Below are 7,152 nucleotides of genomic sequence, written 5' to 3' on the forward strand. Positions count from 1 at the left end.
TCTCCAAAATACTCGCAATATTCTGATAAAGTTGCGTCTGGATGGCTTTTAACCATTGCGGCTAATTCGCTACCGTACTCATCTAATTTACCCTTTATTGTCCCACCTTGCTTTTTGGGTTCTAAATGACCTTGGGTTCTCTTGAGTTGGAGGAGCTTTTGTACATAGCTTTTCGCTATACCAAATTGAAAGGCTACTTTTCTGACCGAAGTGTCTCCTCTTTCATACGCATTTACTATTTTTTCTCGTAAATCAATTGAGTACGGTTTCATTGTAAGTCTTGATGCACTAATACTTAAGTGTACCTCATCAATCTCGAAAGTGCTGTATCTAACAGAATGTCGGTCTGTCTCAGCAAATTTATTCCAATTCAAAATAGTTTCACCTATATATTGAATATGAGTAAGCTTAATTTTATATTTATTTTTTTCTATAACGGGTATTACACCAGAACGATTGCCAATGTATAACGTATTTGTAGAATCGTTATTACGCCGATAAATGATGAGTCTATCAGTTTGATGATTAGGATCAATCGGCCAATCCCCTGTTAAAGCCGTATTATCTTCACCAAATTCAAGAAGCGTACCATCAGTCATAAGAACAAGTATTTCTTCACCTGGTTTTATAAAGTCACGAGCTTTCATAAGTTTAGATATAATCAACAGCGTCTTATATCAATGTACCCAAAAGTTATTGCGGAATTGATAGACTAGCCTACCATTATCAGATAAAAGATAAGGCAAGCAAGTGTTAGGAGCATCGCCAAGCTTGTCGATGCTGTCACCAGTTGGGGGAGATGTCGGGAAATGTGCGTTAGACGACATCCACCTAAAAGCACCTACAGCAAGGCATTCAGACGAATAACGCCGTTTTAATTTCTCCCTGCCTTAAAGCCTTCACCACTTAGAAATTCTTCGTTTATCAGCAACAGGATTTTATCTGTGTCCTTCCCTTTATTGGCATAGCTGGCAGGGTTACTGGGGTCTTTCTTGTTTTCCATACCAAATTTCGCGTTATGGCTGATTACTTCATCCTTATGGGCCTCAATCCAATCGCGTACTAGTAACCCGTTACAGCCCGATAAATCTCTGAGTGCTTGGTTAGTAATTGCAAGGCGATCGCTGTCCCCAGTTGCCACAGTATCGTTATACAAACAGATTGCCTGATAAGACCTACGAATTTTCTCTACAGCTGCTCCAGCCGTTTTGCTCCCCCACACCTCAGCATCAGTCTTGGCTTGCCAGTCAATCTCTTCCTTTGGTGGTGCGACCTTAGCAGGTGTAGCAGTCGTAGCAGCTGCGATAGTTCCCCCAAGAGTTACCTTATTCACCACCTCAATAACTTTCTGTTCTAGCCAAGAATCTAACTCAGTGACGTTCAGAGTAACTGTTTGGGGTTGCTGTGCTGTGGTTTCCATTACTGCTTTCTCCTGTTGTAATTGATTATTAGCTGTCTCTAACTGGTTATTGGTTTCCTGTAACTGTTTAACCTGTGCTTCTAATTGGGCTAATTTTTGATGTGCTGACTGTAATTGCTTTGCAGTCTCCAGACGGCTGTTAAATGATTCAATTAGCTGGTTGATTACCGATTGCTGATTGACTAAATTTAAATGCTCTTGCAAATGGCGAATAGCTTCTAAATCTGAAGAAGTAACCCGAACATTAGAAAGTTTTTCTTTTGATGGTGCATCTGGATAACCTACAGGTTTCGTAGTGTAATAGTCTGAATAACCAAGGGTAGTAGTGATGTGTTTTAAATCGCTATCGCTGATTTTTTCACCTGGGGTAATATGACCTAAGAAACAAGCAGCAAAGTAGAGTTTTGCACCTGTTGACCCTGTACAATCGCGCTCGGTAACAAGACAGGCACAAGCCGCCCTTAGTGCTTTACAGTCATTTTGCTCTTGACCATGACGAAAGTTTAAAAGCGGTTCTCTGCTATCCTTGCCACCAAAATACTCTTGAACTACCCGACGTAATGAATTACCGCGTTTATCTTCAATAGCTTTATTTTGGGCTGCTACATCAGTAGGAAATTCCTTAGCGACTTCTTTTAAAAGTGATTTACTAGATGCTTCTTTCCGTAAATGATTTAAACGCTCAATGATATAACTAGCAGGGAATAAGGTAGAAATTTTAAATACTGGCTTTTCACCGCGTTTTTTACCTTGACCCTCAAAATTGACTTGATAGGATTCACCATCAATCGGGGTAAATTTTCCTCTGGCTAAAATCTCATGAGGACGGCGGCCCGTAGCAGCTATCAAACCCACTGCTAACTCGTGAGGATGTTCACTGGCTAACAAATTAGAAGCCACTTCTAAATATGTCTCTGGGTTAATCTCAATGCCTGTATTGCCATCTTCACCAGCAGTAAGAAGGCGATCGCTTACCCTTGTAGTTTCGTTACGCTCCTCCCAATCTTTTTTATCCAGACCACACAACAGCAAGACATAATGCTTTAACTCGTTTCCTGTAACGTTGCCTTGTGCATCATGCTTGGGTACAGAAGCGGCGTTTTTACCTTGCTCTAATGGCAGTGATTTAAATTTTTTGTAGAAGCCAGCCCGACTCAACACAGTGCCTAAGCTTTTAATGCTGTAGTTAGTATTCTGGTTTATCCACTCGTTAAAATTTTCGCAGTGTGGCTTAATCTCTTCTAAGCTCTGTAAGCCTTTGGTAGCAACAAAGAGTTGATCCACTTGCTCTTGAACTGCTTTTGACATCTGACCGACTCCCTTTTATTTTTAAACTGTTATTAATATAGCTAACAAGTTAGATAATGCCAAAAACTTGTTAAGATATAATTTGTTGTTAGTATTTTATAACAAGTTAGCTATATTAATAACAGGTTGAAAAACCATAGAAAAAGCGGGTTATCAGCCCGCACTTAGGGCGTGTCATCAATTGAGCCAGATCACAGAAGCAGCTAGATAAATTGCACCTAGAAAGTTGATTGCCCGTTTATCATAGCGAGTTGCGTAGGCGTAGCCCGCCGTAGGCATCGCCTGGTACTGTTTGAGTTTAGCAAAGAAGTTTTCAATTAAATGACGAGCTTTGTACAAGTCCAAGTCGTAGTCACGGGGATTCTTGCGGTTGCGCTTGGGTGGAATCACAACAGTTTTGCCCTGGGCTTGCAGGGGTTCAATCACTCGCTCGCTCATCAGCATCGTATCCTTTGTCTGCCAGCACAGTGTCAGCAACCACAGTGGGCATAAGAATTAACCCCCTCCCTCTGTCTTATCTCCTGAGGAATCATCAGAGGAAATTTTTTTAGCAATCGCCTCCAATATCGTTGATATCTGGTCAGGGCTATTTAAATTAACTTGGTATACATTCGTAGCATGAACTTGATTACTGCCTATTACCACTTGTAAGCCAGGTTCGCCCAGCAGATGCTTGATTAATTTGGCTCTTCCCTCAGCATCCAAGCGATCGCTATTTTCCATTAATTCTTTTAAAAAATCATCTTCACCTTGATCTACTACAATAAGCGCCTAACTGTATACATAAAAATTAATAGGCTATCATACAGCTACTTGCAGGTCACTCGTATCCGTATTTTTTCCAGATATGGCCCCTGGTTGTAATACCCAAGCAGCGATCGCTTGCAGGATCTCGGCTTTCTCTTTGGGTGTGGCAGATTCAATTAGTTGAACAGGCGTTAGCTCAACTACTCCTATTCTTGCTAGTGCTGGAATTCTAGAACTTTCTGGCAGGGCATGAAGAATTTTGAAATAATTACCAGCTTTTAGGTCGTTTTTGCCATCAAGAAACTTACTGATAGTACTCTCATGGACACCAGCCCTAACAGAAATCTCTCTTGCTGTTAGGCCACTTTCATTAATTGCTGTAATTAATATTTCTTGATGCTTATCCATATTGCTGCCACTACTTGCTTTTTTTCAAGTTATTGAATATTATCAAATTTATCTCGGAAATACAATCTAGCAAAAATCACACTGGCTTAATGGTGCTGGGGTGACAGTTTTGTGAAATTTTAGCGATTTTTACATCAACAAACTAGCTCTACTTGCGTATACAAGTAAGGGCAAAACTCGTTTATTCATATTATGACAGACACAAAGATTCAGGGAAAGTTCTATCCGCTCCAGCATGAAGAATGGCTCAGAGCCTGCCGGGAATTAACACCAGCACAGAGGGATGTACTCTACTACCTTCGGACTCTCGACCCATACAGCACCGGAATGGAAGTATCGCCAGCACGGATTGCCAAGGATTTATCTACCGCAGAAAAGCCAGTTCACCGCAGCACTGTAGGACGCGCTCTTAAAGCGCTGGATGAAAAAGGGTTTGTTGACATGGAGCTTCTTAAGGTTAAGGTTCACGTTCTCACCAAGGGCTTGCATTGTTGCGATGAGGCAACAAGTTGCGATGAGGCAACAAGTTGCGATGAGGCAACTTAGGTGATCATGACGCAACTTGCGCGATCGCTACGCAACTTGCGCGATCGCTACGCAACTTGCGCGATCGCCACGCAACAAGCACGAGCCAAAAGCCGCACCAGACAAAGATTCCAGCACCCCTAAGATTAATAAGACTTATTTAGACTTTTTAGACTCTCTCTCAGAAGACCAAAGAGAGAATTTTTTGAAATTTGGGGAGAAAAAAGCCGCACAGCTTCCATCACCCCCCCAACTCCCCCGGCGCTGGATAGAGACGAACTGGGAGGAATTATCAGCCCAGTGGTACAAATCAAAAGGGCAAAGTTCTCCGACGCAATCTTCAAAATGGGAGAACGATCCGCGTACCCGTGACTGGCTGGCAATTATTGAAGAAACAGCCAATCCTCTAGAATTCGCCACTGATAAGGAAAAACAGGATTTTGTCAGGTGGTGTAACGAAACCAAGCAATTTAGCTGGCTGAGGGAGGAATTATGACTGAAGAACTCCCCAAATTTGAGCGGCTACCAATTCTGCCAAAAAAAGAAGAACAGCATAAGGAAATATGGCAACCGTCTTGGAACTGCTTTTGCTGTCAAGATACGGGACAAATTCAAGCCCATTTAGTCAGGCTAATCATTCCCGACTACAACCCCAACCGCGATCGCATCCCTGTTTGTCAAGGCTGTAACAAATTTGACAATTATCATTTAAAGGAGTACGGCGTACTAGATACCCGCTTTGACTTGTATCTGTGCAAGAAACTGGATGCAATTTCCCGCGCTGACTGGAAGCAAGTTACACAGAAGCAATTTGAAATGTTTAAGCAGCGTGTTAATCAAGCTTCTAGCGATATTGCCCAATCCCACAGTCTAACCAGAAAAAACCGCACTTCTAATGATGACCGCGAGGTGGCACAGCGCAAGGCAGAAATTGAGGCCATCACCCCTGAACAGTGGGAGGCAATGAATAAAACTTACTTAGTAGGAAGTAACAAAGATGAGTAAATATTTTGTAGGGGATTTTGAGGTAGGAGATCGCGTTATTACAAGTGGCAATCGCTTAGGAGTGGTATCGAATATAACTAACAAAATTACCATTACTTGGAAAAACGGGCTATCCGGCGAATATACCCCAAAGCAAATGCAGGCTTGGAATTACAAAAAATTCTTAGAGGAAAAGGAGGCGACAGAATGCAACTTACACAACTTGACCTCTGCTCAGGAGTTGGCGCAGGATTCTGCCTTGCAGGATTGCAACATGGGTTTAAACTCATCGGAACCGCAGATATTGACGAATACTGCTCAGGCATCCTCAAACTGCGATACCCAGGCGTACACAATTACGGAAACGTGCGAGATATCCCAAGACTTGCTAAACAAAGACTTGGGTACTATATGCACTCCAATAGAATCGATATCATCACAGCTTGCCCACCCTGCCCCCCATTCTCCACAGAAGGCCAACGGCTTGGAGGCGCAGATGAGCGAGATTGTTTCCCCGCCGTCCTTGAAGCCATCAGAGAATTACAGCCCAAATTCGCAGCTATTGAAAACGTCCCAGGACTTATCACCTGCCCCAATTATCCAGGACAGCCCACAGGCTCATATTTCAGAGGCGTGGTCTATACGCTTTACCTCTTCGGGTACGATGCGGAATGGATTACTATCGGAAGCGGACACTTTGCCAGCCCCTACATTAGAGAGCGAGTATTGCTGGTTGCGATCACCCGGAGCCTTAAGCCTCAGTGGGAAAGGGCGGCCTCCTGGACAGACCAAGCAAGAGGCAGAACTGAAGAAGTTAGGCTTGATAAACAAAGGCGAGGTATTAAACCCGGCTATCCTTTGTCAGTGGTACGAAATCCCGGACTCCTGGCTAGACCCCTTGGAGTGCCGAGCCGCGACGGAACTATTAGAAGAATGCGACAGGCAGCAGGAAATCTTCTCGATCCTAGAGTCGCAGGGATCGCCTTACAACGAATTGTCTACCTCAACTCCTTGTGTAGAGAACCAGCCGTCACTCACCAGGGCTAATGCTAAGGCTGGAACTTACATTATTGATAAGTCTGAATCATTGGGAATTACTAAGCAGAATTTAGGATTTGGGTTTGTCGTTGACTGGTTTTCTTCTGAGTTTACTTACAACTGGGAACGAGATAATCAAATGATTGCTGGGTTAGCGATCGCACCCCAAACATTAATAGAAAAATTCTTAGAGGAAAACCAGTTCCAACTCTGTACAAGGTGTTTCAAGATGGTAGACAAGTCTTACACCTGCGAAAAATGCCCACCTATCGAGTGTACAGAGCAATCAAATAATGTAAGTTGCCCTAGTTGTGAATCACCATTAATCAAACTGAATGATGGTTGTGGAATGTGTGGACGGACACCTGAAAATTTCTTAGAGGAAAGTAAGGAAGGCGTGGGCCTCAAGCAATCATCTAAACGTAGACAGCGTAAGGGATGTTTGTATAAACATCTTGAACATAAAAAGCTAAAAGATGGAACTATAGCAAGCTACCCCCGTGTGATTGAACACAGACAGCCTGATAATCCTACTCATTGGCGCTGGGGTTTCAATTGGGAGGAAAAGATAGACGGAGAATGGAAGGGGCGGAGTATTGGAGTGCGATTCGTTGATTAGTGAATCACGGTAGTCAGTCCGTAAATAACTAAGCCAGCCCGACAGCAGATTACTGTCATTAAAGGCTGAACTCTCGGTCAGATGCAAGTGAAAGCCTTGCCAT

The 7,152-nt window shown here is 43.1% G+C and carries 10 protein-coding genes; 5 read left to right on the forward strand and 5 right to left on the reverse strand.

Annotated features, from left to right (window positions below):
* The 5 genes from LC608_RS35760 to LC608_RS35780 all read right to left on the reverse strand — a co-directional run.
* On the reverse strand, positions 1 to 647 hold a 647-nt coding region (locus LC608_RS35760; protein ID WP_229558034.1), incomplete at its 3' end, for a hypothetical protein.
* Between the two features lie 227 nt (positions 648 to 874).
* Positions 875 to 2,728, reverse strand: a complete 1,854-nt coding sequence (locus tag LC608_RS35765) for a protelomerase family protein (protein ID WP_229558035.1) — start codon at positions 2,726 to 2,728, stop codon at positions 875 to 877.
* A gap of 177 nt (positions 2,729 to 2,905) precedes the next feature.
* The gene (locus tag LC608_RS35770) at positions 2,906 to 3,172 is read right to left on the reverse strand and encodes a transposase (RefSeq protein WP_229558036.1); all 267 of its coding nucleotides are present in this window, start codon (positions 3,170 to 3,172) and stop codon (positions 2,906 to 2,908) included.
* 51 nt (positions 3,173 to 3,223) lie between these two features.
* Positions 3,224 to 3,451, reverse strand: a complete 228-nt coding sequence (locus LC608_RS35775) for a hypothetical protein (protein WP_229558037.1) — start codon at positions 3,449 to 3,451, stop codon at positions 3,224 to 3,226.
* 78 nt (positions 3,452 to 3,529) lie between these two features.
* The gene (locus LC608_RS35780; protein WP_229558038.1) at positions 3,530 to 3,883 is read right to left on the reverse strand and encodes a helix-turn-helix domain-containing protein; all 354 of its coding nucleotides are present in this window, start codon (positions 3,881 to 3,883) and stop codon (positions 3,530 to 3,532) included.
* A gap of 192 nt (positions 3,884 to 4,075) precedes the next feature.
* On the opposite strand from LC608_RS35780, the gene LC608_RS35785 reads away from it, so the two are divergent.
* The 5 genes from LC608_RS35785 (at position 4,076) to LC608_RS37955 (ending at position 7,049) form a co-directional block, all read left to right on the forward strand.
* Positions 4,076 to 4,429, forward strand: a complete 354-nt coding sequence (locus LC608_RS35785) for a MarR family transcriptional regulator (protein WP_229558039.1) — start codon at positions 4,076 to 4,078, stop codon at positions 4,427 to 4,429.
* Between the two features lie 16 nt (positions 4,430 to 4,445).
* A complete protein-coding gene (locus LC608_RS35790) occupies positions 4,446 to 4,904 on the forward strand; it encodes a hypothetical protein (protein WP_229558040.1) in 459 nt (152 codons plus the stop codon).
* Positions 4,901 to 5,413: a hypothetical protein gene (locus tag LC608_RS35795; protein WP_229558041.1), complete on the forward strand. Its 513-nt coding sequence runs from the start codon at positions 4,901 to 4,903 to the stop codon at positions 5,411 to 5,413. The genes LC608_RS35790 and LC608_RS35795 overlap by 4 nt, the downstream gene beginning before the upstream one ends.
* Before the next feature lie 186 nt (positions 5,414 to 5,599).
* The gene (locus LC608_RS37950) at positions 5,600 to 6,439 is read left to right on the forward strand and encodes a DNA cytosine methyltransferase (RefSeq protein ID WP_374108498.1); all 840 of its coding nucleotides are present in this window, start codon (positions 5,600 to 5,602) and stop codon (positions 6,437 to 6,439) included.
* Positions 6,387 to 7,049 (forward strand): hypothetical protein, encoded by a 663-nt coding sequence (locus LC608_RS37955; RefSeq protein WP_374108499.1) that lies wholly within the window; start codon positions 6,387 to 6,389, stop codon positions 7,047 to 7,049. The genes LC608_RS37950 and LC608_RS37955 overlap by 53 nt, the downstream gene beginning before the upstream one ends.
* Positions 7,050 to 7,152: the final 103 nt, after the last annotated feature.

The sequence above is a fragment of the Nostoc sp. XA010 genome (assembly GCF_020829625.1).
Classification (GTDB): domain Bacteria; phylum Cyanobacteriota; class Cyanobacteriia; order Cyanobacteriales; family Nostocaceae; genus Nostoc.